Source organism: Pantoea latae, from assembly GCF_002077695.1.
Classification (GTDB): Bacteria; Pseudomonadota; Gammaproteobacteria; order Enterobacterales; family Enterobacteriaceae; genus Pantoea; species Pantoea latae.
Genome location: NZ_MWUE01000025.1, coordinates 65,008 through 90,140, shown reverse-complemented (window position 1 = coordinate 90,140; position 25,133 = coordinate 65,008). Strand labels below are relative to the sequence as shown.

At 59.2% G+C, this 25,133-nt stretch carries 24 protein-coding genes; 9 read left to right on the top strand and 15 right to left on the bottom strand.

What is annotated here, in order from left to right; translation table 11 throughout:
• Window positions 1–21: 21 nt before the first annotated feature.
• Window positions 22–1,362 (bottom strand): metalloprotease PmbA, encoded by a 1,341-nt coding sequence (pmbA, locus tag B2J69_RS16750; protein WP_081140778.1) that lies wholly within the window; start codon window positions 1,360–1,362, stop codon window positions 22–24.
• Between the two features lie 117 nt (window positions 1,363–1,479).
• Here pmbA and yjgA point away from each other — a divergent pair, with 117 nt between their 5' ends.
• Complete coding sequence (gene yjgA / locus B2J69_RS16745; RefSeq protein WP_081140777.1) at window positions 1,480–2,022, top strand: ribosome biogenesis factor YjgA; 543 nt, start codon at window positions 1,480–1,482, stop codon at window positions 2,020–2,022.
• A 39-nt stretch (window positions 2,023–2,061) separates the two neighbouring features.
• Here the strand turns inward: yjgA and B2J69_RS16740 are convergent, their stop codons facing one another.
• Together B2J69_RS16740 and mpl are read right to left on the bottom strand one after the other, a co-directional pair.
• The gene (locus tag B2J69_RS16740; protein WP_081140776.1) at window positions 2,062–2,802 is read right to left on the bottom strand and encodes an oligogalacturonate-specific porin KdgM family protein; all 741 of its coding nucleotides are present in this window, start codon (window positions 2,800–2,802) and stop codon (window positions 2,062–2,064) included.
• Between the two features lie 364 nt (window positions 2,803–3,166).
• Window positions 3,167–4,519 (bottom strand): UDP-N-acetylmuramate:L-alanyl-gamma-D-glutamyl-meso-diaminopimelate ligase, encoded by a 1,353-nt coding sequence (mpl, locus tag B2J69_RS16735; protein ID WP_081140775.1) that lies wholly within the window; start codon window positions 4,517–4,519, stop codon window positions 3,167–3,169.
• 168 nt (window positions 4,520–4,687) lie between these two features.
• Between mpl and fbp the strand changes: the two genes are divergently transcribed.
• Complete coding sequence (gene fbp, locus B2J69_RS16730; protein WP_081140774.1) at window positions 4,688–5,692, top strand: class 1 fructose-bisphosphatase; 1,005 nt, start codon at window positions 4,688–4,690, stop codon at window positions 5,690–5,692.
• A gap of 46 nt (window positions 5,693–5,738) precedes the next feature.
• Here fbp and B2J69_RS16725 read toward each other — a convergent pair whose 3' ends face one another.
• Window positions 5,739–7,298: a methyl-accepting chemotaxis protein gene (locus B2J69_RS16725; RefSeq protein ID WP_081140844.1), complete on the bottom strand. Its 1,560-nt coding sequence runs from the start codon at window positions 7,296–7,298 to the stop codon at window positions 5,739–5,741.
• A 249-nt stretch (window positions 7,299–7,547) separates the two neighbouring features.
• Here B2J69_RS16725 and B2J69_RS16720 point away from each other — a divergent pair, with 249 nt between their 5' ends.
• A complete protein-coding gene (locus tag B2J69_RS16720) occupies window positions 7,548–7,997 on the top strand; it encodes a DUF441 domain-containing protein (protein ID WP_081140773.1) in 450 nt (149 codons plus the stop codon).
• Between the two features lie 99 nt (window positions 7,998–8,096).
• Entirely contained in the window at window positions 8,097–8,627 is a 531-nt protein-coding gene (gene ppa / locus B2J69_RS16715; protein ID WP_081140772.1) for an inorganic diphosphatase, read from the top strand.
• Between the two features lie 303 nt (window positions 8,628–8,930).
• On the opposite strand, the gene B2J69_RS16710 is transcribed toward ppa, so the two are convergent.
• From B2J69_RS16710 to tamA, 3 genes are read right to left on the bottom strand one after another with little or no spacing between them, the layout of a single operon-like run.
• Window positions 8,931–9,287, bottom strand: coding sequence for a gamma-glutamylcyclotransferase family protein (locus B2J69_RS16710; RefSeq protein WP_081140771.1), 357 nt, complete (start codon window positions 9,285–9,287; stop codon window positions 8,931–8,933).
• Between the two features lie 2 nt (window positions 9,288–9,289).
• A complete protein-coding gene (tamB, locus tag B2J69_RS16705) occupies window positions 9,290–13,060 on the bottom strand; it encodes an autotransporter assembly complex protein TamB (protein WP_081140770.1) in 3,771 nt (1,256 codons plus the stop codon).
• On the bottom strand, window positions 13,057–14,772 hold the full coding sequence (gene tamA, locus B2J69_RS16700) for an autotransporter assembly complex protein TamA (RefSeq protein WP_174580921.1): 1,716 nt from the start codon (window positions 14,770–14,772) through the stop codon (window positions 13,057–13,059). Before tamA ends, tamB begins: the two co-directional genes overlap by 4 nt.
• Window positions 14,773–15,239: 467 nt before the next feature.
• Between tamA and B2J69_RS16695 the strand changes: the two genes are divergently transcribed.
• A complete protein-coding gene (locus tag B2J69_RS16695) occupies window positions 15,240–16,568 on the top strand; it encodes a hemolysin family protein (RefSeq protein ID WP_081140768.1) in 1,329 nt (442 codons plus the stop codon).
• 32 nt (window positions 16,569–16,600) lie between these two features.
• Here B2J69_RS16695 and B2J69_RS16690 read toward each other — a convergent pair whose 3' ends face one another.
• Window positions 16,601–16,807, bottom strand: a complete 207-nt coding sequence (locus B2J69_RS16690) for a DUF1107 domain-containing protein (RefSeq protein ID WP_081140767.1) — start codon at window positions 16,805–16,807, stop codon at window positions 16,601–16,603.
• 315 nt (window positions 16,808–17,122) lie between these two features.
• On the opposite strand from B2J69_RS16690, the gene B2J69_RS16685 reads away from it, so the two are divergent.
• Window positions 17,123–17,677 carry a YtfJ family protein gene (locus B2J69_RS16685; protein ID WP_081140766.1) on the top strand — a complete coding sequence of 185 codons (555 nt, stop codon included), beginning with the start codon at window positions 17,123–17,125 and terminating at the stop codon, window positions 17,675–17,677.
• A gap of 33 nt (window positions 17,678–17,710) precedes the next feature.
• Here B2J69_RS16685 and cysQ read toward each other — a convergent pair whose 3' ends face one another.
• On the bottom strand, window positions 17,711–18,451 hold the full coding sequence (gene cysQ / locus B2J69_RS16680) for a 3'(2'),5'-bisphosphate nucleotidase CysQ (RefSeq protein WP_081140765.1): 741 nt from the start codon (window positions 18,449–18,451) through the stop codon (window positions 17,711–17,713).
• Between the two features lie 271 nt (window positions 18,452–18,722).
• On the opposite strand from cysQ, the gene B2J69_RS16675 reads away from it, so the two are divergent.
• A complete protein-coding gene (locus B2J69_RS16675; protein WP_081140764.1) occupies window positions 18,723–20,666 on the top strand; it encodes a bifunctional 2',3'-cyclic-nucleotide 2'-phosphodiesterase/3'-nucleotidase in 1,944 nt (647 codons plus the stop codon).
• Window positions 20,667–20,722: 56 nt separating this feature from the next.
• On the opposite strand, the gene fklB is transcribed toward B2J69_RS16675, so the two are convergent.
• The gene (gene fklB, locus B2J69_RS16670; protein WP_081140763.1) at window positions 20,723–21,343 is read right to left on the bottom strand and encodes an FKBP-type peptidyl-prolyl cis-trans isomerase; all 621 of its coding nucleotides are present in this window, start codon (window positions 21,341–21,343) and stop codon (window positions 20,723–20,725) included.
• 215 nt (window positions 21,344–21,558) lie between these two features.
• Between fklB and B2J69_RS16665 the strand changes: the two genes are divergently transcribed.
• Complete coding sequence (locus tag B2J69_RS16665; protein ID WP_158083441.1) at window positions 21,559–22,230, top strand: OapA family protein; 672 nt, start codon at window positions 21,559–21,561, stop codon at window positions 22,228–22,230.
• Window positions 22,231–22,290: 60 nt separating this feature from the next.
• Here B2J69_RS16665 and rplI read toward each other — a convergent pair whose 3' ends face one another.
• Genes rplI through rpsF form a run of 4 tightly spaced genes read right to left on the bottom strand, consistent with a single transcriptional unit; the run spans window position 22,291 to window position 23,731 of the window.
• Window positions 22,291–22,740: a 50S ribosomal protein L9 gene (rplI, locus tag B2J69_RS16660; RefSeq protein WP_081140761.1), complete on the bottom strand. Its 450-nt coding sequence runs from the start codon at window positions 22,738–22,740 to the stop codon at window positions 22,291–22,293.
• Between the two features lie 39 nt (window positions 22,741–22,779).
• The gene (gene rpsR / locus B2J69_RS16655) at window positions 22,780–23,007 is read right to left on the bottom strand and encodes a 30S ribosomal protein S18 (protein WP_000135199.1); all 228 of its coding nucleotides are present in this window, start codon (window positions 23,005–23,007) and stop codon (window positions 22,780–22,782) included.
• Between the two features lie 4 nt (window positions 23,008–23,011).
• A complete protein-coding gene (gene priB, locus B2J69_RS16650; RefSeq protein WP_081140760.1) occupies window positions 23,012–23,329 on the bottom strand; it encodes a primosomal replication protein N in 318 nt (105 codons plus the stop codon).
• Between the two features lie 6 nt (window positions 23,330–23,335).
• On the bottom strand, window positions 23,336–23,731 hold the full coding sequence (gene rpsF, locus B2J69_RS16645) for a 30S ribosomal protein S6 (RefSeq protein ID WP_081140759.1): 396 nt from the start codon (window positions 23,729–23,731) through the stop codon (window positions 23,336–23,338).
• Between the two features lie 373 nt (window positions 23,732–24,104).
• On the opposite strand from rpsF, the gene B2J69_RS16640 reads away from it, so the two are divergent.
• Window positions 24,105–24,311, top strand: a complete 207-nt coding sequence (locus tag B2J69_RS16640) for a hypothetical protein (protein WP_081140758.1) — start codon at window positions 24,105–24,107, stop codon at window positions 24,309–24,311.
• 46 nt (window positions 24,312–24,357) lie between these two features.
• Here B2J69_RS16640 and yjfP read toward each other — a convergent pair whose 3' ends face one another.
• Entirely contained in the window at window positions 24,358–25,107 is a 750-nt protein-coding gene (gene yjfP / locus B2J69_RS16635; RefSeq protein ID WP_081140757.1) for an esterase, read from the bottom strand.
• Between the last annotated feature and the right edge of the window lie 26 nt (window positions 25,108–25,133).

The following is a 25,133-nucleotide window of genomic DNA, read 5'->3' as shown; positions in this document are numbered from 1 at the left end:
GCTTTCGGGAAGCGAGTATTATTATTGTCCGGCGATTTTCATCTCCGGCAGCAGCACCGAACCACATTGTATGTTGCTGCGGGTTTCAATGTCGTTACCGACCGTGACGATATTGCGCCACATATCCTTGAGATTTCCTGCAATAGTGATCTCGCTCACAGGATACTGAATCTCCCCGTTTTCCACCCAGTAGCCCGCCGCGCCGCGCGAATAGTCGCCGGTAATGGCGCTGACGCCCTGGCCCATCAGCTCAGTCACCACCAGACCGCGTCCCATCTGCTTGAGCAGATCGTCGAAGCTGCTGCTCTGGCCGGCGATGCGCCAGTTGTGAATGCCGCCCGCATGGCCGGTGCTTTTCAGCCCCAGCTTGCGCGCCGAGTAGCTGGTCATCAGCCAGGTTTGCAGCACGCCCTCTTTAATGATGTCGCGCGCCTGGGTGCGGACGCCTTCGCTGTCGAACGGCGTTGACGCCAGCCCCTTCAGCAGATGCGGCTGCTCCTGAATGGTCAGCCACTCCGGCAGGATCTGCTGGCCCAGCGCATCCAGCAGAAAGGTCGATTTACGGTAGACGCTGCTGCCGCTGATGGCGCCGACCAGATGGCCGAACAGGCCGGTGGCAACTTCCGGTGCGAAAATCACCGGCGCCTTCATGGTAGAGAGTTTGCGCGGCGCCAGGCGCGACAGCACGCGACGCGCGCACTCTGCGCCGACCCAGTCCGGGCTTTGCAGATCCTCGAAGGCGCGGCCGATGGTGTAGGCGTAGTCGCGCTCCATATCGCCATCCTGCTCGGCGATCACGCTGCTGGAGAGCGAATGACGGCTGGAGCAGTAGCTTTGCAGCATGCCGTGGCTGTTGCCGAACACCTTAATGCCGACGTGGCTGTTGAAGCTGCCGCCTTCGGTATTGGTGATGCGCGCATCTGCCTTTAGCGCCGCCTGCTCCGCCTGTGCGGCGAGCTCAATGGCGCGATCGGCGTCGATCTCCCACGGATGATAAAGATCGAGGTCCGGCGCCTCGAACGCCAGCAGCTCGGCGTCCGCCGGTGCAGCGTACGGATCCGCCGAGGTATAGCGCGCGATATCGATCGCCGCCTGCACGGTGCGCTTGATCGCTTCCGGGCTGAGATCGGTAGAGGAGGCGCTGCCCTTGCGGTTCTGATGATAAACGGTGATGCCGAGCGCGCCGTCGCTGTTAAATTCGACGTTCTCCACTTCGCCGTAACGGGTGCTGACGCCGATTCCGGTGGTTTTGGTCACTGCCACTTCCGCGCCGTCGGTGCTGGCTTTCGCCAGATCCAGCGCCTGCGCCACTGCCTGTTCCAACACTTTTCGCTGTTCTGCAACCTGAGTAGATACGTTCATCGGCCTGCCGTCTAATCTTATGTATGAAAGTTTTGAGTCTATCAGAGTCAGAGAACAATTTCGCAGTCACCCGATAAACTGATAGGATTAGCCTCTTTTTTTAGGGGAGCCCAGAAAATGACCAAACAGCCCGATGAGTGGCTCGACGATGTGCCAGATAATCAGGAAGAAGAAGACGAAGAGATTATCTGGGTCAGTAAAAGCGAAATTAAACGCGACGCTGAAGAGCTAAAACGCCTGGGTGCCGAACTGGTCGATCTGGGCAAGAACGCCCTGGAGAAGATCCCGCTGGATGAAGAGTTGCTGGCCGCCATCGAGCTGGCGCAGCGCATCAAGAAAGAGGGCCGCCGCCGTCAGCTGCAGCTGATCGGCAAAATGCTGCGCGCGCGCGACGTCGATCCGATTCGCCAGGCGCTGGATAAGCTGAAGAACCGTCACAACCAGCAGGTGGCGCTGTTCCACAAGCTGGAAGCGCTGCGCGATCGCTTGATCGACCAGGGCGACGAGGCGATGAACGAGGTGATCACCCTCTATCCGCACGCCGATCGCCAGCAGCTGCGCAGCATGATCCGCAACGCGCAGAAAGAGAAAGCGGGCAATAAGCCGCCGAAGTCGTCACGTCAGATCTTCCAGTACCTGCGCGAGCTGGCGGAAAGCTAAGCCTGTGCAAGGCGGGCAACGCTGCCCGCCTGCCAGCGGTTAACGATAAATGTAGGCAATGCCGGCGCGCAGTCGCAGCTGACGCTCGCTGGAGGTTGAAGAGCGACCAATATCGCCAAAGGTGACATAGGGAACCCAGGCGCGATCATTGCCTAGCGCATAGTCGAACTGCAACTCCTGCTCATAGTCATCGTGTTTATTTGCGAACAGCTTCGCATCCGCATGTTTATAGACCAGCTTATAGGTGGTGGTCAGCCGATCGCTTTTATTACGTAAATAGATATCGAAGCGATTGGCGGTGCGGTGACGATCGGTGTCGCAATAATCGATGCCGCCGGTGCGACATTTATCTTCATGCGCATAGTCGGTCAGCTCAAGGCGATATAATCCGCCGAGATACCACTGGTCATTAATTTTATACCAGGGCGCGACGCCGAATTTCCACTCGGTACGCGCCGAGTTAAATTCCGGCTGAATAAAGGGCGAAAGCGTCCAGTTGCCCCAGTAGTAGGATTTCAGAAAGGTGACTTCTACAACGTTCAATACGGTGTCGTTGTAAAATTTATCTTTCGCATCGGCGCCGCCGGTTTTGAATTTGGTTTCTACGCCAATAAACATATCATCCGGCAAGGTGGTGGCCAGCCCCAGCTTATCGTAATGGGTACGATCGCGCAGGCGGTACTCATGGCGGTAGTCCACCGTCGCGGTGGCCAGCGCCGCCGTCGAGCCCAGCAGCAGCGCGATACCCAGAGAGGCGCGCAATAATTTATTTTTTCCCATAATAACATCCTTATTTCATACAATGAGGCAAGTTTAAAAGAATAAGCAGACGAATAGTGGTCATTAACTTATATTTAACCCGCATACCAAAATAAGCATGATTGCATCATCAACACCTGTTATTTATTTCACTAACCGGAAAACTGTTTATTTCTTATATGGCAGCACGACCGATGCTAGAAATAATCGGCGCCGCAATCCTTTTTATTGATGACAGGTAAAAGTTAAAACTGGCAACCGCAGAAAGAGTAAACCGATCGGTTTCAAATATTAAGGGGTGGATTTTTCGCTACAGAATAAATAACCCGCTGATAATTAGCGAATTCATTAATAAAAAGGCGCCCGTCGCCGGACGCCTGATCGATTAAGCCAGTCGATCGAGCAGCTTCTGATGAATGCCACCAAAGCCGCCATTGCTCATCACCAGAATCGAGTCGCCCGGCTGCGCGGTTTTCGCCACCATCTCCACCAGCGTATCGATATCGGCGCTCCAGTGCGCCGGCGGCATGCACGCCTCGGCCACGTCAGAGACCTGCCACGGAATATGGTGCGGCTGGAACAGGAACACCTCGTCCGCGCGCGCCAGCGACGGCGCCAGGTCGTTTTTGCTCACGCCCATCTTCATGGTATTGGAGCGCGGCTCCAGCACCGCCAGAATGCGCGCCCGGCCGCCGACCTTGCTGCGCAAGGCAGAGAGCGTCGCCAGAATCGCCGTCGGGTGATGGGCGAAATCGTCATACACCTTGATGCCGTTCACCTCGCCGCGCAGCTCCAGACGGCGGCGCGCGTTGATAAAGCTGTCCAGCGCCTGCGCCGCGTCCTGCGGCTTCACGCCGACGTGACGCGCGGCGGCGATCGCCATCAGGCCGTTATGCATGTTGTGCTCGCCCACCAGCAACCAGTTCACCTCGCCGACGCTTTCGCCGTCGAGCAGCACTTCCCAGCGCGAGGCGTCCGGCACGAGTTTCTTCGCCTGCCAGCGGCCGCCTTCGCCGACGCTCTCCTGCTCGCTCCAGCAGCCCATCGTCATCACCTGGCGAATGTTGTGGTCGTGCTCCGGCAGCAGGATCTTGCCCTGGCCCGGCACGATACGCACCAGGTGGTGGAACTGCTTCTGGATAGCCCGCAGATCGTCGAAGATATCCGCATGATCGAACTCAAGGTTGTTGAGGATTAGGGTGCGCGGCGCGTAGTGAACGAATTTGGAACGCTTGTCGAAGAAGGCGCAGTCATATTCATCCGCCTCTATGACGAAGAATGGACTTTTTCCTAATTTTGCCGAGACGTCGAAGTTGCCCGGCACGCCGCCAATGATAAAGCCCGGCTCCAGTCCGCACGACTCCAGGATCCAGGCTACCATACCAGAAGTGGTTGTTTTGCCATGGGTTCCTGCTACTGCGACCACCCAGCGGTCGCGCAGTACAAAGTCATGCAGCCACTGCGGGCCGGAGAGATAGGGAATGCTGCGCTCCAGCACCGCCTCTACACAGGGGTTGCCGCGCGTCATCGCATTGCCGATGATAACGAGGTCGGGCGCGGGGTCGAGCTGGGAGGCGTCGTAACCTTCCGTCAATGCAATGCCCTGCTGCTCCAGCAGCGTGCTCATTGGCGGATAAACGTTGGCGTCCGAACCGGTCACCTGATGGCCGAGGGAACGTGCCAGCATCGCCAGACCGCCCATAAACGTGCCGCAAATCCCAAGGATATGAATGCGCATAACGAGATCCATTACTCAAAAGTTCGGCGCACAGTGTAACCCCGCTCGCAGCGTTAAGAAACGGATTAGGACTATGGTTTTTGAAGTTCAATCGGCTAAACTGCGTACGCAAACGTTGGCGGTTTGCCAGGCAGGCTGCCACTCCATCGAAGATTCAGGGAATGTGTTATGAAAACGTTAGGCGAATTTATCGTCGAGAAACAGCACGACTTTCCTCACGCTACAGGTGAACTGACGGCGCTGATTTCCGCTATCAAGCTGGGCGCGAAGATTATTCATCGCGACATCAATAAAGCGGGCCTGGTCGATATTCTCGGCGCCAGCGGCGTTGAAAACGTTCAGGGCGAACAGCAGATGAAGCTGGATCTCTTCGCCAACGAAAAGCTGAAAGCGGCGCTAAAAGCGCGCGGCATCGTGGCAGGGATCGCATCGGAAGAAGAGGATGAGTTTGTAATCTTCGAAGGGGTTGAGCACGGCAAATATGTGGTATTGATGGATCCGCTCGACGGCTCTTCCAATATCGACGTTAACGTCTCCGTCGGCACCATCTTCTCTATCTACCATCGCGTCAGCGCGCCGGGCACCCCGGTGACCGAAGCGGACTTTATGCAGCCGGGCCACAAGCAGGTCGCAGCGGGCTACGTCGTCTACGGCTCGTCCACCATGATGGTCTATACCACCGGCTGCGGCGTGCACGCCTTTACCTACGATCCGTCGCTCGGCGTTTTCTGCCTGAGCCACGAGCGTATGACCTATCCGCCGACGGGCTACACCTACTCGATTAACGAAGGCAATTATATTCGTTTCCCGCAGGGCGTGAAGAAGTACCTGAAGTTCTGCCAGGAAGAGGATCACGACACTCATCGTCCTTACACCTCGCGCTATATCGGCTCGCTGGTGGCGGACTTCCACCGCAACCTGCTGAAAGGCGGCATCTACCTCTATCCGAGCACCGCCAGCCACCCGAACGGCAAGCTGCGTCTGCTCTATGAGTGCAACCCGATGGCGTTCCTCGCCGAACAGGCGGGCGGCAAGGCGAGCGACGGCGCGAAGCGTATTCTCGATATCCAGCCGGAAACCCTGCATCAGCGCTGCCCGTTCTTCTGCGGCAACAACGCGATGGTCGACGACGTCGAGCGCTTCCTGCGCGAATACCCGGACGCGGCGCAGTAAAAGCGGACTCGGTCTAGACAAGGGCGCGAATCTCGCGCCCTTTCTTTTACGCCGTTTCCAGCCGGAACAGCGACACCGTCGACTGCAGATGCTGCGACTGCGCCTCCAGCGACTGCGTCGCCGCCGTGGCCTGCTCCACCAGCGCCGCGTTCTGCTGCGCCACCTCATCCATCTGCGTCACCGCCTGATTGACCTGCTCGATGCCGCGGCTCTGCTCATCGGACGCCATGGAAATCTCTTTCATCAGCGTCGTCACGCGCATCACCTCGCTGGAGATCTCATCCATGGTTTCCCCGGCGCGCGTCGCCATATCGCTGCCCTCTTTCACCCGCGACTGCGACTCGGCGATCAGCCCGCGGATCTCTTTCGCCGCGTTGGCGCTGCGCTGCGCCAGGGTGCGCACCTCGTTCGCCACCACGGCGAAGCCGCGTCCCTGCTCGCCTGCGCGCGCCGCTTCCACCGAGGCGTTCAGCGCCAGAATATTGGTCTGGAAGGCGATGCTGTCGATCACGCCGAGGATATCGCCGATGCGGTTGGCGCTGTCGGTGATCTCCTGCATCTTCTCCATCACATAGCACACCACCTCCGCGCCGCGATCGGCGGTGTCGGAGACGCTGTTCGCCAGCTTATGCGCCTGCTGTGCGTTGGCGGCGTTCAGACGAACCGTGGCAGTCAGCTGCTCCATGCTGGCCGCCGTCTGCTCCAGCGACGCCGCCGACTCTTCGGTGCGCTGGGAAAGATGCACGTTGCCTGCCGCCAGCTCGCGGCTGCCGACGTCGATCTGCATACTGGCGTCAAGCACCTGGCTCACCTGCGCGCGCAGCGCCTGCTGCATCTCCCCTAAGGCGCGGTTAAGGCGGCCCAGTTCGTTGTCGCCGGCGGGCGGCAGCGTCTGCGAGAGATCCCCCGCCGCCACCTGCTCCAGATGCGCGATGGCGCGGTTAAGCGGCTGCAGCAGCAGACGACGCATCAGCAGCCACGCCAGCGCGAACAGCAGCAGCGTCAGCGCCACCGCCGCGCCGATCAGCGTCTTCATCAGGGTTTCATTCCACGCCGCCTGCGCCAGCTGCGCCTCCGTCACCTGATCGGCGTAGCTGCCGAACGCCGCCACCGCCGTGCTGTAGGCGGTCGCCAGCCGGGCGAGATTGCCCTCCAGCACGCTGTAATATTCATCGGTGTACTGTTTTTCCAGCGCATCCATAATCGGCCTGATGCCCTGCGCCAGATAGGCGTTGTAGGAGGCCACCACCTCATCGGCCAGCTTTTTACCCTGCGCGGTGACCGTTCCGGCCGCAATAAAGGCCTTCATATTTTGCTGCGAGGTGGCGACGTCGGTCTGCGCCTGTTTTACCGAGGCGGCGCCTTCGTCCAGCAGGCCGATCTCGATTTTGCGCACCGCCAGCGCGGCGGTGGCGCGCGCGCGCATCAGATCGCCGTTGCTTTGATAGAGCGCGTTAAGTTCGATGCCCTGAATGCGGTTGATGACATCCAGCGATCGGTTTCCTTTGTTAATGGCAATAATGCCCATCACGCTGACCGCCAGCAGCAGCAGCGTCATAAAGGCGAGTAAAGCTAAGAGTCCTGTGCGTAGTGAGAGCTTTTTCATGATGTTGTTTTCCGTTTGCTTATAAAAAGGCAGAGAATCCAGCAGCCCTAAAACGAACAAGTTATCGGCAGTTGCGCAGGGAAACTTTATCGCTCTTGATGGTTATTTGCCTGATGATCACCCTTGTTTGCGCACGCTGCCGCAATAAAGGCAGTTGCGTCTGGCGCGCAGATTGTTGATAAATGAAGCCGGTCTGTTTTTTACGCGCGGGCGTCCGTCTGCGCATTCATCTATTTTCAGGGAGAACTCATGGCTGCGTACGCCTCGACTCTTATTCTTATCGGCCTCGCGGTCTTGAGCTATTTCGTTCACAACAGCGCGGTCACTATCTCTATTCTGATCCTGCTGGCGATCAAGCTGACGCCGCTGTCGCAGTTTTTCCCCTACGTGGAGAAGCAGGGCATTCAGCTCGGCATTATTATCCTGACGGTGGCGGTGATGGCGCCGCTCGCCAGCGGCTCGCTGCCCGCCTCGTCGCTGCTGAAATCCTTCGCTAACTGGCAGTCGATCGTGGCGATTCTGGTGGGCGTTTTCGTCGCCTGGCTCGGCGGCCGCGGCGTCAACTTTATGAGCGTGCAGCCCTCGGTGATCGGCGGCTTATTAATCGGCACGGTGATTGGCGTCGCCTTCTTTCGCGGCGTGCCGGTCGGACCACTGATTGCTGCGGGGATCGTCTCGCTGTTTGTCACCGCGAAGTAAGGCGTGGACCATTCCGAAACGTCAAAATTGGGGCATACTTTCCCAGGCAGTTGGCTATAATAGCCGACACTCAACATATGACTATTGAAGGAATGCCCGATGAGTTTGAACCAGGTGCCTGCAGGTAAAGAACTGCCAGAAGATATCTACGTTGTCATTGAGATCCCGGCGAACGCCGATCCGATCAAATACGAAGTCGACAAAGAGTCTGGCACCCTGTTCGTGGACCGTTTCATGTCTACGGCGATGTTCTATCCGTGCAACTACGGCTACATCAACCACACCCTGTCGCTGGATGGTGATCCGGTTGACGTGCTGGTTCCAACCCCGTATCCGCTGCAGCCTGGCTCGGTGATCCGCTGCCGTCCGGTTGGCGTGCTGAAGATGACCGATGAGTCTGGCGAAGACGCCAAACTGGTTGCGGTGCCGCACACCAAGCTGACTAAAGAGTACGATCACATCAAAGATGTGAACGACCTGCCGGAACTGCTGCGTGCGCAGATCACCCACTTCTTCGAGCAATACAAAGCGCTGGAAAAAGGCAAATGGGTCAAGGTGGAAGGCTGGGACAACGCCGAAGTGGCGAAAGCTGAAATCATCTCCTCTTTCGAACGCGCAAAGCAGAAATAATCTGACGCCGAGCGATAAAAAAACACCGTCCTCTGGACGGTGTTTTTGTTTGTGCGCCGGGTGAGTGATCGGGTGATATGGGCCGATCGCAAAGACGCAAAAAGCGGCATCCATGCCAGCTCGGCCCGCGCGATTACGCACCTCATCCCTGAGGTGCGCCCGTAGCCGGGCCAACGCGCTGCGTTGTTCAAAAACGCTCCCGGCGTTTTTGTCCCTGACGCGGGACGCTTTGCTCTTCGGCCCATATCACCCGCTCTTTAAGGCCGCAGATAAAAAACACCGTCCTCTGGACGGTGTTTTTGTTTATGCGTCTGACGGAGGGTCGTCGCGCCGCAGCCAGTCGCCGCTGGCGATGCGCTGACGTCCCTTTACCGGGCGCTGATAGACATAGAGCCATGCGCTGCCGTAAGGCGTTTGCATCAGCTGGCGCTTGTACTCGCCAGCCTTAGTGCGCAATGCATCCAGTTCGCCCAGCGTGGTGGCGTCGATGCGGTAAACTTCACAATAGACGGTTCCTTCGCCCGGGATCACGCCCGGATAATGGCCGAGACTGTAGAGCGCATAGCCCTCAATCTGCATATCCCCCAGCCATTGCGCATTCGTCATCCAGTGACTGTTTCCCTGTTTGCGCCGTAAACTGCCGTAGACAATTATTCGCATTGCTAAAACTCAAACTGATAGAGCAAATCAAGAGCCTGGTCCACACCGGACACGGCTTCCAAATAGAGTTTGGGCATCAGGCGATAACGCAAGGTCAAGGTCGCCAGTGAATCAAAAATGCCGACGCCATATTTTACTTGTAGACCCGGCAGCACATAGCCGCTGACCTGCACCTGCTGGCTGTCGCCAACCCCAGTCGTATCAAGGGCAAGATTGCTGACGCCAAACGTCTCACCGATTTTACCCACAACCTGACCACTTTGTGCAACCCCCAGCCCAACTAACGCCGAGGTTAATGCGTTTCCATCGCCGTCAGAGCCTAATCCCTGACCGCGCAGCAGGTAGGAAAGCGCTTCCTGCTGCGACATCGCCGGATCGGAGAACACCTCGACCTTCGGCTCGTCCGCCAGCCCGGTGACGCGCAGACCCGCCGTGACGTCATCCTCTGTCGCCTCAGGATTACGGATCGCTTCCAGGTTGACATAGGGCTGATCCGGCGGACCGGCGAACTGCAGCTCGCCTTTGCGCACGATCAGATCCTGACCGTAGGCGTGGAAACGCCCGGACGGAATATTGATCTGGCCATTGAGGCCGAGACCGGTTCTGTCCTGCACCACCTTCAGGTCGCCGTTGAGCTTCGCCTTCAGGCCGAAGGCAGAGAGGCGCACGTCGTTGCCGACGTGGATCACCAGATTGCTGTTAATCGGGATAGCGGCGGTTTTCGGCTGAATTGGCTGCAGGTTTTTATCCAGCAGCACCTCGTCCGACGAGACACCCGTCGCGCTCTCTGGCACCTCCTGCACCGTAATGCGCGCCCAGGGAATATCAACGCTGCCGTCCAGGCTGAGGGCCGCCGGCGTCGCCTCGAACACCAGATCCGGCGAGACATCCATGCGCACCATCGGCGGCACGGTGACGCGCACGCGGCTGCCCTGCGCGGCGATGCGCGCGCGCCAGTTGTCGAGCTGGCTCCAGTCCGCGTTGCCGTTGAGGTTGATGTTGCCCTGCGCGGTCTGCACCAGACCGTTCAGCGTCGAACTCATGCCGTTGAACACCATGTTCAGATTGGCAGCCGTGAGATCGACCGGCATAAAGTTGCCGTCGACGTCGACGCCCTGCAGGCCAAGCTGGCCGAAGATCTGCGGCTGCTTCACGCTGCCGCCGAGGCGCAGACTGCTGTTGAGGTTACCTTTGATCTTCTCGCCCTGCATCAGCGCCGGGTTGAGCATCGCCAGCGAGATATTACGGATGTTGACGTTGCCCGCCAGCGTACGACGGTTCTGCGGATCGCCGATCTGCACGTTGCCGTCGAGCTGGCCGTTGTTGGCGATGCGGATCAGCCAGTCGAGATCGGCGCGGCCGTTGCGCAGCGCCGCGTTGAGGTTCAGCGCGTTAAAGTCGATGGGCAGCGTATTGCCCTGCACATCCTGCCGCACCTTCACGCCGCTGCCCTTCAGCGAGAGGGTGCCGGTCGGCAGCGCGCCGTCCGCCGTCCAGTTGACGCGCGCGTCGCCGCTAAAGAGGCCCGCCAGCTGGGTTTCATCCGGCAGGAACGGCTTGATCATCGCCAGGTCGAAGCGGTTGAGCTGGATATGGGCGTGGCCGCTCGGACCCGCTTCAACCGGCTCCGGCACGCAGAGCTGAGCATTGGGGTTCTGCCAGCAGTGCGGGCCAATGGTGGCGGTCTGCTTCGCGTTGAGGTAGTCGATCGCCATCGCGCGCGTCAGTCGCCATTCGCCGACCGGCGTTTCAAAGCGCGTGTTGTTAAGCGTGCCCTGCCAGCGCTGCTGCTGGCGATCGAAGCTGCCGTTGAGCGCCAGCTGGCCGGAAACCGGCTCGCCCTGCACGTTAAGTTTGAGCTGATGCGCTTTTTCATTGCCGTCGGCGTTGAGCGTCAGCAGGCTGATAGTCAGCGCATCCTGCTTCAGCTGCTCGACGCGCAGCTGTAGCTTGCCGGCGACCTGATCGCTGGAGCGCACGTCGCCGTCCAGCGTCACGCGACGGATCTGCAGCTGCTGCCAGCGCAGCCCGGTGGCGTTGAGATCGGCGAGTAGCTGCGGCGCCTGCAGCGTGCCGCGCGCCTTGATGGTGCCTTTGGCAACGCCGCCCAGCCCCGGCAGGGCATTGTCGAGGTGCGGCGCGTCGATGGTGGCGTCGAGGTTAAGCGCGTCGCCCAGCGAGCCTTTCACATCCAGATTGTTGCGGCCCAGCACGATGTGCACGCCAGGAATATCCCACTGGTTGTAGCTGTTGCCTTTTAGCGACCCGTCGGCGCTGACCGCGTTCTGCTTGACGTTGCCCTTCAGCTGCAGCTGCGGCACGCTCACCTGCCAGCTGCCGCCGTAGAGGCTGCCGCGCGTGGCGATTTTGCCGTCCAGCTTCGCCGGCCAGTCGGGATACTGGCGTGCGGTGTTGATGCCGGAGAGCGTCAGCTCGCTGCGCCAGCTGATCGCCTTGCTCCAGTCCACCAGCGCCGTAAGATCGACGTTGCCCTGCAGCGCGCCGAGACGCAGCTTGTCGAGGCTAAACTGCTCGACGTTGCCTTTGCCGTCCAGCGCGACGGTGGCGGGCGGCAGGCCCTCTCCTTTCACCGCCGTGCGCAGCGACATCACGTAGTCTGTGGCCTTGCCCTTGAACTGATAGTCGAGATTGTCCGCCTGGTACTGCGCCGTGCCGGTCAGCGGCCAGCGCAGCTGCGGGCTGGTGAGGTGCAGCGACAGCGGCAGTCCCACCGCCGCCAGCTGGGTGGTGGCGTCGAGTTGCGCGCGCACCGGGCCGGAAAGATTCAGGCCCAGCTTCAGCTCATCGCGCATCGCGCCGCCCAGATCCAGTTTGATCTTCTCGCCCTTCAGCGGATCGACGTTGGCCGTGCCGTTAAGGGTGAAATTCACCGGCCAGTTGTCTGCCAGCGTCGCATCGCCGCTGCCGTTGAGCTGGCCAAGGTTAGAGTCGATGTCCAGCGTCTGCAGCTGCAGCTTGCGGTCAGCGGTTTTCGCCTTCAGCAGCAGGCGACTGACCGCAATGTCGGTGTCGCCGGTCAGGCGCAGCTGCTCGCCAAGGATCGACTGCACGTCGATATCGAGCGGCAGACGAAAGTCGGGCATCTCCGGCAGCAGCGGCTTCGCAAACATCGCCTGCAGGGTTTCGCCCAGCGGCTTCTCATCCGGCTGCGGCTGCTGTACCTTCGGCTGCACCACCTCTTCGTTGGCGACCTTCGTCGCTTTCGGCAGCGCCACCAGCAGGCTCTGGATATGGGTGGGATTTAGCGTCAGCGCGCGACCCTGCCACTGCAGACCGGTGGTGAAATCGAGCAGCGAGATGGCGGTGTCGTCGATTTTCACATTGACGTTATGCAGGCCGAGATGGCGCAGCGTAATCGGATAAGGCGTGCTGAGATCGCCGCTGCCGCTCTCCTCTTCCGGCGGCGCCTCCTGCGCGGGCGTCATCTTTTTGCTGTCGACCACCACGCTGACATCTTTCAGCGCGATATCGTTGACGCACACCGAGGAGTGCAGCAGGCAGTTAAGATCCACCGCCAGATGAAAGGAGCCGGCGTCAACGCTGACGCCGGGCATCTCATAGCGCAGGCCGCTGACGGTCAGATTACGCCAGCCGCCGTCCACCTGTTTGATCGACAGGCCCGGCACCCAGCGCGCCGCGCCGTTCAGCACCAGATGCAGTCCCGGCGTGGTGCCGATTAAAAACGCCACGCCGCCCAGTAACAGCAGCAGAAAGATCAGTACGCCGATCAGGACCTTTTTCCACAGCTTCATAGTTCAGGCCCCAGTCCGATATAAAATTGCAAACCATGCTCCTCGCTGTCGCCAATCGGCCGGGCGATATCCAGTTTGATCGGCCCGACCGGCGACGCCCAGCGCACGCCGAAGCCCGCGCCGGTTTTAAAATTGCTCTGTTTGATGTCGTTGACCGCCTCGCCCGAGTCGATAAACGCCGCGCCCCACCATTTGCCGGTCACGTTGTACTGGTACTCCAGCGAGCCGGTGGCGAGCTTCGAAGCGCCGGTCAGCTTGCCGTCTTCGTCGCGCGGGGAGATGTCTTTATATTTGTAGCCGCGAATGCTGCGATCGCCGCCCGCGAAGAAGCGCAGATCCGGCGGCACCTTCTCGAAGTCGTTGGTTTCGATCCAGCCGAGATTGCCGCGTGCCACAAAGCGATGCTTATCCGCCAGGGTGCGGATCCAGACGTTCTGCGCCTGCAGGATCAGGAAGTCGACGTCCGATCCCCAGGTGGTGTCGGAGACGTCAATGGAGTAGCGCTGCGAGTCGCCCCACGTCGGCATCAGGCCGCCGCGCGAGCGGGTGCGGTTCAGGCTGACGCCGGGATAGAGCAGCATGGTGGTGTTGGTGACGCTGCCCTGGGTAAAGTGATCGAGGCTCCATTTCAGGTTTATCGCCTTCTGCCAGCCGGTGCTGTTCTCCCAGTAGCGCGACACCCCGAGCGTGGAAGTGTCAGCTTTGGTGTCGTTAAGATCGGTGCGCTTCAGGCCGCCGGAGAAGATGTAATACTGCTCCAGCGGGCTTTTCAACAGCGGCACCTTATAGCTCAGGTCGAGCTGCTGCTCCGGCGCAGAGAGATAGGCGCTGGCCGCCATACTGTGGCCGCTGTCGTTAACCCAGGGCTTTTTCCACGTCGCCTTCAGGCGCGGCCCGACGTCGGTGGAGTAGCCGACGCCGGTTTCGATGGTGTTTTCGGTGCGCGGCGACACCACCGCGCTGAGCGGCAACACTTTGGTTTTCCGCCCCTGCGCGAATTCCGGCGCCACCACCACGGAGTTAAACCAGCCCGTCGCCGAGAGACGACGGTTCAGCTCGGCGAGATCGCGCGAGCTGTAGTTGTCGCCTTTTTTAAACGGCACCAGCTTCTCCAGGTACTCCTCGCGGATTTGCGAGCCGGAAAAGCTGACGTCGCCGAAGCGATAACGCTGCCCGCTGTCGTAGTCGATATCCCAGAAGGCTTCGCGACGCTCCACAGAAACGCCAAGCTGGCTCTTTTTAAAGTTGCCGTCGAAATAGCCGTTGCGCAGCGCCAGGTTCGAGAAGCCGCTTTTGAACTTCTCATATTCGCCGTGGTTGAGCTGGCGTCCTTTTTGCGGCGTGCCCTGTTTCACCCAGGCCCGATAGTCGGGATCGCGCAGCGCGTCGCCTTCGAGCACGATGGTGCTGCCGGCGATTTTCACCGGTTCGCCGGGTTTGACATGGGCGATCAGCACCGGTCGACCGCCCTGCGGTGGCGCGGGACGCGCCTCGAAATCGATATCGGGCTCATAGTAGCCGAGCGCTTTCAGCCCTTGCTGAATCGCCTCTGAAACGCGCGCGCGAAAGCGGCCGTCGTTCGACACCTCGTCAGCGCCGATGGTCGAGAGACGGGCGCGCACGTTTTTGTTGAGATCCCCGGTTAAGCCTTGCACTTCAAGGCGCACTTTCGCTGCCTCAGCGACCGGCGCGGCGGCCAGCAGGCAGGTCATAAAACAGACGTGAATTCGTGGCACGCGTACTCCTGTTAATCATGCCGACCCCTATTCCGCGGGGCGTGATATAGATCCCTGGATAAGAACATCGCAGCGGCGCTGTCATCATCATAGCCGCAGAAAGCGGCCTGCGGCTGCGAAAAAACGGCAACAAAGCCAAATAGCGCCCCATTGTCAGCAAATGACCGGATCGATACAACCGCTGCGCAGCAGATGCGCGCGCCACTCGGATTAATCTGAGCTAAACGCGGTCGCTGCGAACTCTGGCGGCCTTGAGGGCGCTGCTGCTATAATCAGCGGCGCAGGCTTCGCCTGCTCTTTTTCTGCCCCGACGCTGCTCTGTCGATAAGGCGCAGACATTTTTGGCACGGATAGCCCAGACTGAGAGGTGAGTACAGACGGTACGCCCTTTGCGTGCGCTGCCCAGGCCAAAAATGACAAGTGGATAACCCTTTGGAAACCCTATGTTAGATAGCTTGCTTGTCATCTTGTTGCTGATCGTGATCAGCGCCTTTTTCTCTCTCTCGGAAATCTCGCTGGCGGCCGCCCGCAAGATCAAACTTAAACTGCTGGCCGACGAGGGCAATATCAACGCCCAGCGCGTGCTGAAGATGCAGGAAACGCCCGGCACCTTCTTTACCGTGGTGCAGATTGGCCTGAACGCGGTCGCCATCCTCGGCGGTATCGTCGGCGACGCGGCCTTCTCGCCCGCCTTCAGCAGCCTGTTTAGCCGCTTTATGGAGCCGGCGCTCGCCGATCAGCTCAGCTTTATCTGCTCCTTTATCATCGTCACCAGCTTCTTTATTCTGTTCGCCGATCTGACGCCGAAGCGCGTCGGCATGATTGCGCCGGAAGTGGTGGCGCTGCGCATCATTAACCCGATGCGCTTCTGTCTGCTGGTGTTCAGCCCGCTGGTCTGGCTGTTCAACGGCCTGGCGAACGTCTTCTTCCGCGTCTTTAAGCTGCCGATGGTGCGTAAAGACGACATCACCTCTGACGATATCTACGCGGTGGTGGAAGCGGGCGCGCTGGCGGGCGTGCTGCGCAAGCAGGAGCACGAGCTGATCGAGAACGTGTTTGAGCTGGAATCGCGCACCGTTCCCTCTTCCATGACCTCACGCGAAAACGTGGTCTGGTTCGATCTGCGCGAAGACGAAACTACGCTGAAGACCAAAATTGCCGAGCATCCGCACTCGAAGTTCCTGGTGTGCGACGGCGACATCGACCATATCGTCGGCTACGTCGACTCCAAAGAGCTGCTGCTGCGCGTGCTGGGCAATCAGAGCATGGCGCTTAACAGCGGCGTGCAGATCCGCTCGGCACTCATCGTGCCGGACACGCTGACGCTCTCTGAAGCGCTGGAAAGCTTTAAAACCGCAGGCGAAGACTTCGCGGTGATCATGAACGAATACGCGCTGGTGGTGGGCATCATTACCCTCAACGACGTGATGACCACGCTGATGGGCGATCTGGTCGGCCAGGGAATGGAAGAGCAGATTGTGGCGCGCGACGAGAACTCCTGGCTGGTAGAGGGCGGCACGCCGATCGACGACGTGATGCGCGTGCTGCATATCGACGAATTCCCGCAGTCAGGCAACTATGAAACCATCGGCGGCTTTATGATGTATATGCTGCGCAAAATCCCGAAACGTACCGATTTCGTCAAGTTCGCCGGATTTAAGTTCGAAGTGGTGGATATTGACAGCTATCGCATCGATCAGCTGCTGGTGACGCGGATTGACGATCGTCCGCCGGTGCTGAATGTGGCGAAGGCCACGGAAGGGGAAGAGTAGAAAATCAGAGGGCGCCGACGGCGCCCTTTTTGTCAGTTGAACTCCGCCTGAAGGCGCAGAACCTGACGGTTAATTTCGGACATCACGCTTAAGTGCTGTACGTCCTTTACGCGCGGGATCAACACTTTCCCTTTGTCGAACTCGAACGCGCCAACGTCCTTGATATACATCCTTCCTTTGAACAGCGTTTTTACATATTTCGCTATTTGCAGTGGATTATAGCGTTGGAAAATCTTCATGCTGTCTAACTCCTGTATATATTTAAATACGCTTCGCCGTTTCCAAGTTCGGTACGAGCCCATGAAGCGCAAATGCCGGTAAACTATAGAACACTTAACGGGGTTAATGTTCCGAAAGCTGAACTTTTTTACTGAGTTGACACATCATTACAGAATAGTCTGTTATCACGCGTCACCAACACAGTATAAATCCAAGCTTGTTAATAAATTGTGTCATAGATAACAAACCTGACACCTCAACAAGACAGGCGCATCATCCCCGCTTACTATTGCAGAAAAATGACTAACTGGTCGGATCACTCAAGGAGATTCACTATGCGACTCGCCTGTGCCCTGTTTGCGCTGGTTCTACTGCCCGGCGCGGTTTTCGCCCACGTTCTGAAACCGGATGAACGCGTGCCTGCGGTCGGCGTCGACGATAAAGGCGAGCTGCTTTATCAGCAGGATGATTTCAGCTATAAGCGCTGGAACAGCGCTCAGCTGGCGGGCAAGGTGCGCGTGATACAGCATATTGCCGGACGCTCCTCCGCTAAAGAGAAAAATGCCGCCGTGATTGAGGCGATTAAAGCGGCGCAGTTCCCGCACGACCGCTATCAGACCACCACCATCGTCAACACCGACGACGCCATCCCCGGCACCGGCATGTTCGTGCGCAGCAGCATTGAGAGCAATAAGAAGCAGTATCCCTGGTCGCAGTTTATCGTCGACAACAAAGGCAACGTTAAACACGCCTGGCAGCTACAGGACGCCGGCTCGGCGATTGTGGTGCTGGATAAAAACGGCCGCGTGCGCTTTGTGAAAGATGGCGCGCTGACGCAGCAGGAGGTGACGCAGGTGATCGATCTAGTGCGGACGCTGCTGAAGCAGTAACAGAAAACGGGAGGCATGCGCCTCCCGTGTTGATCAGAACAGCGACACGCGGAAGCCAGGATTAAGAAAAGATTCGCGCGGCGCATAGTCCAGCGTTTTGCCCTGCCAGTCATGCACGTGCGCGCCCGCCGCCATCGCGACGGCGTGCCCCGCGCCGGTGTCCCAGATGTTGGTCGGCCCAAAGCGCGGATAGAGCTGCGCCTTGCCTTCTGCCACCAGACAGAATTTCAGCGACGAGCCGATAGCGACAGTCTGATGCTCGCCCAGCTGCTTCAGATACTCTTTCAGTTCGTCGTCGGCGTGAGAGCGGCTTACCACCACCAGCGGCGGTCGCGCCGCCTGGGCGTGGATCGCCGTCTTGTGGCCGCCCTCTTCTTTCCAGGCCTTGCCGTCGGCGGCAGAGTACATCACGTCGAGCGCCGGCGCATAGACCACGCCCAGCACCGGTTTGCCCTGATCGATCAGCGCGATGTTGACGGTAAATTCGCCGTTGCGCTTGATAAACTCTTTGGTGCCGTCGAGCGGATCGACCAGCCAGTAGCGCTGCCACTGCTGCCGCTCGCTCCAGGCGGGCGGATCTTCTTCCGACAGCACCGGCACTTCCGGCGTCAGCTGCCGCAGCCCCTGCAGAATTATATCGTGCGCGGCGATATCTGCTGCGGTCACCGGGGAGTCGTCGGATTTGCGTGAAACGTCTATCGCCGTTTCTTTCTCGTAAATCAGCATGATCGCGTTGCCCGCTTCGCGCGCCAGCTGGCAAATGTGCTCTAACATTGTTCACCTCCTGATCGGTGGCTGCTGCACGCGTTAACGTGCGCCACATCGGTTAAATTTTAGCAGCTACAGCGCTGCCGCCCGGCCTCCCAGGCGCTAAACCCTCAATATTTTAACAATATCAATACCATAGATTGCGGCCTGGCGCCATGCCGCGCGCTTTTCAGCGGTTTCAGCCGCTAAAACGAGAATCCCATCACGTATTCCTCTGACACATCATCGTTGTTTTACATTACTTTGAGAGCCTTACCTTTTTGCAGCAGGAGCATGCATGTTTAAACCGACTCTGACTTTTCTGGCGCTGGGCCTCTCAACCGCCCTGCACGCCGCCACCGTGGATCTTCGTCTGCTGGAAACCACCGATCTGCACAGCAACATGATGGATTTCGACTACTACAAAGACGCCCCCACCGAGAAGTTCGGGCTGGTGCGCACCGCGACGCTGATCCATGCCGCGCGTCAGGAGGTGAAGAACAGCGTGCTGGTGGATAACGGCGATATTATTCAGGGCAGCCCGCTCGGCGACTATATGGCGGCGAAGGGGCTGCAGCAGGGCGAGATCCATCCGGTTTATAAGGCGCTCAATACGCTTGATTACAGCGTCGGCAACCTCGGCAACCATGAATTCAACTACGGCCTGCCTTACCTGCGCAAAGCGCTGGCGGGGGCGCGCTTTCCCTACGTTAACGCCAATATTATCGATCTGAAAACCAACCAGCCGATGTTTACACCCTGGCTGATAGAGCCCATTGAAGTAACGGATCGCGACGGCAATAGCCAGCTGCTGAAGATTGGCTTTATCGGCTTCGCGCCGCCGCAGATTATGGTGTGGGATAAAGCGAACCTGCAAGGCAAGGTGCGCGTCGAGGACATCACCGAAACCGCGCGCCGCTATGTGCCGCAGATGCGCGCTCAGGGCGCGGATCTGGTGGTGGCGATCCCCCATTCCGGCCTTAGCAGCGAGCCCTATCACGCGATGGCGGAAAACTCGGTCTACTACCTGAGCCAGGTGAAAGGGATCGATGCGATCCTGTTCGGCCACGCGCACGCGGTTTTCCCCAGCAAAGAGTTTGCCGCTATCAAAGGCGCGGACGTGGAAAAAGGCACGCTGAACGGCGTGGCGGCGGTGATGCCCGGCATGTGGGGCGATCATCTCGGCGTGGTGGATTTGGTGCTGACCCATGACGACGGCCGCTGGCAGGTCAGCGACCGCAAAGCGGAAGCGCGCCCGATTTACGACGCGGCGCAGAAAAAGTCGCTGGCGGCGGAGGATCCGGCGCTGGTGAAGGTGCTGGAACAGGATCATCGCGCCACGCGCACCTTTGTGGCGCAGCCGATCGGCAAATCGGCGGACGTGATGTACAGCTATCTCGCGCTGGTGCAGGACGATCCCACCGTGCAGATCGTCAATAACGCGCAGCGCGCCTACGTCGAGCATTTTATTCAGGGCGATCCCGATCTTGGCCGCCTGCCGGTGCTCTCCGCCGCCGCGCCGTTTAAAGCGGGCGGGCGCAAAAACGATCCTGCCAGCTATACCGAAGTGGAAAAAGGCGACCTCACCTTCCGCAACGCCGCCGATCTTTATCTCTACCCGAATACGCTGGTGGTGTTGAAAGTCAGCGGCGCCGAGGTCAAAGAGTGGCTGGAGTGCTCCGCCGGCCAGTTTAACCAAATCGATCCACAGCGCCGCGATGCGCAGTCGCTGATTAACTGGGACTTCCGCACCTACAACTTCGACGTCATCGACGGCGTCAGCTATCAGATCGACGTTACCCAGCCGGCGCGCTACAACAACGACTGCCGGCTGATCCATCCAGACGCCTCGCGCATCAAAAACCTGACGTGGCAGGGCAAGCCGATCGATCCGCACGCCACCTTTCTGGTCGCCACCAATAACTATCGCGCCTACGGCGGCACATTTGCCGGCACCGGCGATAGCCATATCGCCTTCGCCGCGCCCGATGAGAACCGCGCGGTAGTGGCGGCCTATATCAGCGCGGAGACAAAGGCGCATGGCGAGGTGCGTCCACAGGCGGACAACAACTGGCGGCTGGCGCCGGTTAGCAGCAGCGCGCCGCTCGATATTCGCTTTGAGACCGCGCCGGGCGACAAGGCGACGGCGTTTATCCGCAGCCATGCGCAGTATCCGATGCAGCCGCAGGGCAGCGACGCCATCGGTTTTGCGCTGTGGCGCGTGGATCTGCAGCCGCGATAGGGGCGTAAAAAAGCCAGCCCAGGGGCTGGCTTTTGCGTAATGAAAAGCAGCGGAGATTACAGGATCTCCAGCAGCTCCACTTCGAAGATCAGGGTGCTGAATGGCGGAATGGAGGCGCCTGCGCCGCGCTCGCCGTAGGCGAGGTTGTGCGGAATGGTCAGCTCCCACTTCGAGCCGACCGGCATCAGCGTCAGCGCTTCAATCCAGCCGGCGATCACGCCGGTGACCGGGAATTCAGCCGGTTCGCCGCGCACAACCGAGCTGTCGAACACCGTGCCGTCAATCAGCTTGCCGGTGTAGTGGACGCGTACGCGATCCTGACGTGACGGGATCGGGCCATCGCCCTGTTTGATCACGCTGAACTGCAGGCCCGATTCGGTGCTGTTGACGCCTTCACGCTGGGCGTTTTCCGCCAGGAAGGTTTGACCTTCGGCCGCCATCGCCTCGACGCGCTCGCGACGTACGCCTTCGGCGCGCTCATGCACTTCGCGCAGCGCACGATGCACGACGTCAACCGGCACGGCCGGCGAATTCCCTTCCAGCGCGTCGCGCAGGCCCGCGAGCAGCGCTTCCGGCTGAAGTCCCTGCAGACCGGACTCCAGCAACTGCTGGCCAACCTGTAAACCGATTCCGTAACTTGCTTGTGATTCGACGCTGTCGAATGAAGGGGTCGTCATCTTGATACCTGTCTCTTTCGCTAATTGAACCGGCAGCATAACAGCGCGGGCCGCCGGCGTAAAATCCCGCGCGCGCAGATGACTTTTGCCGTTGAAACAGAAACAATACGCAGGTCATATTTCATCGGGCTGGCAGGCGCGTCGCGCTCGCATTGCCCATACTATAACTCTGGTTCAAGGCCATCTTTGCCAGAGTACTGAAAGAAGAGAGATACATGGGCCAAATCGCCCCAAGACGCCGCAGGACGCGCGCACCCCGCGCTTTGCGCACTTTGCGCCAACGCTTCGCCTGGCGGCCCGCTACCCCGCCGACCGCCGCTGGCGATGAGGAGGATTCACGAATGGCTTCAGACGCGCCTTCCCGCATGCCCGCCTGGCTGAGTAAAATCTGGCACTTTACCGACACCCTGCGCTGGATGGGTCCACTGCCGCCGGCGCACCGGCGCGGCATCGTTATCGCCCTGCTGGTGATGCTGCTGGCCTTTTTATGGCCCTCCAGCTCGCCGCAATACCCGATTGAGCGCCCGCAGACCGCGAGCGGCGAAAAAGAGGTGCCGATGCAGGCGGAGATCGTCGATCAGAACGCGCCGCAGCAAAACGCGCAGCCGCCGAAGGCGGATTCTCAGGGCGCGTGGCGCAGCTATACCATCGCCTCTGGCCAGACGCTGGCGCAGTTGTTTCGCGACAATAATCTGCCGGTCGGTGACGTCTTCGCCATGGCGCGCGTGGAAGGCAACGACCAGCCGCTGAGCGCGCTGCAGAGCGGCCAGCAGGTGAAGATCAGGCAGAATGGACAGGGCGTGGTGACGGGACTGACGGTGGATGGCGCGAACGGCCCGGTGCTGTTTACTCGCCAGCCGGACGGCACCTTTATACGCGCTCAGTAGCGCGGCGGCAAAAACAAAAAAGCCGGCACAAGGCCGGCTTTTTCGCATTACCGAGTAAAATTACTCAGCAACTACATTTACAACCAGTTTCGCGAAAACTTCGCTGTGAACCTGGAAGTCAACTTCGTGCTCACCGGTGGTGCGCAGAACGCCGTTCGGCAGACGAACTTCGCTCTTAGCTACGTCAACGCCAGCTGCAGTTACAGCGTCAGCGATGTCGCGCGTACCGATAGAACCGAACAGTTTACCTTCGTCGCCTGATTTAGAGGCGATGGTCACTGAACCCAGTGCATTGATTTTCTCAGCGCGTGCGTTGGCAGCAGCCAGAACGTCGGACAGCTTAGCTTCCAGTTCAGCGCGACGAGCTTCGAAATATTCAACGTTTTTCTTGGTAGCAGGAACAGCTTTGCCCTGCGGTACCAGGAAGTTGCGCGCGTAGCCCGCTTTAACGTTGACCTGATCACCCAGGCTGCCCAGGTTTGCTACTTTATCAAGCAGAATAACTTGCATTACCTTATCCTCTTAAAGTCGTTAATGGACAGTTGCCGATTACTGATGACGATCAGTGTACGGCAGCAGAGACAGGTAACGCGCGCGCTTGATAGCACGAGCCAGCTGACGCTGGTATTTTGCGCGAGTACCGGTGATACGGCTCGGTACGATCTTGCCGCTTTCAGTGATGTAGTTTTTCAGCGTTGCGATATCTTTATAATCGATCTCTTGAACGCCTTCCGCGGTGAAACGGCAGAACTTGCGACGACGGAAATAACGTGCCATTTGGCTAGTCTCCAGAATCTATCAATTCAATCTGCTCGGCATGCAGCACCATTTTACTCTGGCCATTTCGCGCCTGATGGCAGCTAATGAAACCTTCGAGGGTGAGCGGCGTGCCGACCGTTATATGTTGAGTAATCTCCTGATGGAGCGTGCCGCTGATAATCACAGGCATTCTGCACCAGGCTTGCCGGTGGAAACCGGCTTCTTCCTGCACTGAGCGGTGCTCAAGCACGAACTGACAGTGAGGAATTCCTGACGGGCTCACTTTTCGAACCGGCGTCTTGCACACGGTGCCAGACAGGCGCAGTCGATTGGCCGTCACGAATGATTACTCTTCAGAATCCCCAGCATCTGACTCATCAGAGGTTTCGTTAGCGAAGTCTTCGCGGCGCTCACGACGCTCGTCTTTCGCTTTAACCATCGGAGAGGCTTCAGTTACCGCGTGCTTAACGCGCATAACCATGCTGCGGATAACGGCGTCGTTGAAGCGGAAGTTCGTTTCCAGCTCGTCGATCGCTTCCTGCGGCGCTTCTACGTTCAGCAGAACGTAGTGAGCTTTGTGCAGTTTGTTGATCGGGTAAGCCAGCTGACGGCGGCCCCAGTCTTCCAGACGGTGAATCGTGCCCTGTGCACCAGTGATAGCACCAGTGTAACGCTCGATCATGCCCGGAACCTGTTCGCTCTGGTCAGGATGGACCATAAATACGATTTCGTAATGACGCATCGAAATTGCTCCTTACGGATTATTCAGCCTCCTGTCAGGGTCAGCTGCGGCCCACGGAAGCAAGGAACGTTATAGGTCGTGAAACATTCATTGAATGTAACGCGCCCCTGAATGCAGCTGAAAAATTGACGCGTAATCATACTGGCGTCGCTGTCTAAACTCAAGCGCACATTTCATTAAATCGCGTTTAATGCGGCTTTCTTTGCTATGACCAAAAATTCAACAGCTTGCGCATAACTTCATCAATTTTACTGATTAAGGCGTTCAGCGTTGCCGTCTGGCATCGGCGACGGCAGGCACTAAACTTACTCATGACGCTGCGAGTCTTCTCTCCGCCGTCGCAGAGTGTGTTCCCATCAGTGAGGAGTCGAGCATGAAAACGTTCGTCGTCGCCACTTTACTGGGTCTCTTCCTGTCTCCACCCGCCCTTGCCAGCCAGACTGACTGTGCGCAGCAGATGAGAAGTAACAGCAGCAAAGCGGCCTCAGGCTATGTCTACGTCAATCGACTGGACGCGCCGGGCAGTACGCACGCCAGCGCCACCACCAGCGCGGCGCAGCGGTTGTCGAATCAGTTGTAATCTCTGCAGGGCAACGGGCTGACGGCGCGCCGCCAGCCCGGCTGCGCTACAGCTGCGCCTTGAAGAAATCCACCAGCGCGCGCAGCGCGAAAGGGGTGATTTTGTGGCCGATGCCCCCCTCTGAGAAAAAGGTCATGTTCTCTGCCTCTCCGTTTGCCTGCAGCGCCTCTACCAGCCGCGCCGTTTCGGCGAAGGGCACCACCTCGTCCGCTTCGCCGTGCCACAGCAGCAGCGGCCGGTTCGCCAGCGTCTCCAGTCTGGCGCTGGGATCGTAAGCCGCCAGCGGCGCCATCAGCCGATCGAACTGCGCCTGCTCCTCCGGCGAGCCGACGCGCAGCGGCGGAAACAGCGAACGGCTAAGAGACATAAAGTAGCCCGATCCCATCAGGCAGGCGACGCTGCGGATATGCGGATAGCGCGCCATCGCGCCCAGCGCGGTCATGCCGCCCAGCGAGGCGCCCGCCACGCCGAAGCGGTCGCCGTCGACCAGATTCGCGGCGCGCAGCGCGCTCTCCAGCTGCGGCAGCTCGTCGATATTGCGCTGCAGAATCTGCCAAAAGCGCGACAGCCGCAGCGCGTCGTTGCCGTTGTCGCGCGCGCCGTGCAGGTCAGCGTCGGGCATCACGGCGCGAAAGCCCGCCTGCGCCAGCGCCACGGCCAGATAGGCATACACCTCTTTCGAGGAGGTGAAGCCATGATAAAGCAGCACCGTCGGCAGCGGCGCGTGACGCTGGCCCGCCGGCGCGGCATGCAGCACCTCAATGCCCGCCAGCCTTTCCGTATTCAGTTCAATCATGCCTGCCCCGCTCTTTTTGTTAACTC